This window comes from Aeromonas sp. Prich7-2 (genome assembly GCF_017939255.1).
GTDB lineage: Bacteria > Pseudomonadota > Gammaproteobacteria > Enterobacterales > Aeromonadaceae > Aeromonas > Aeromonas caviae.
This window is the reverse complement of record NZ_JAGKRI010000234.1, coordinates 1-293: the sequence shown is the minus strand read 5'-3', so window position 1 is coordinate 293 and position 293 is coordinate 1. Positions and strand designations below refer to the sequence as shown.

Annotated in this window: 1 pseudogene; it reads right to left on the bottom strand. The window is 59.0% G+C overall.

Features of this window, described 5'->3' with window-relative positions:
* Window positions 1–293, bottom strand: a pseudogene (locus tag J9892_RS21365) (IS21 family transposase); the annotation flags it as partial.

Genomic DNA, 293 nt, shown 5'->3' with positions numbered 1-293 from the left:
GCCGGTGTCCCGCCGAAAAACTCAAAGGCACGGACATGGCTTTGCAGCCAGTCCGGCAGTGACTGTGACCAGGTGGCCTCGGCAAAGGTGTAGTTGGACGCACCGAGCACGGCGACAAAGACTTGTGCCTGACGGACCTCACCCGTGGTCGGCGACACGATGGGCACCGTGGGCCCGCAGTAGTCGATAAAGAGCTTTTCCCCCGCCTTGTGGATCTGGCGCATGGAGCGCTTTTGCAACTGACACCAGGACTTGTAACGGTCACAGAACTGGGAGTAGCTGTAACAGCTATT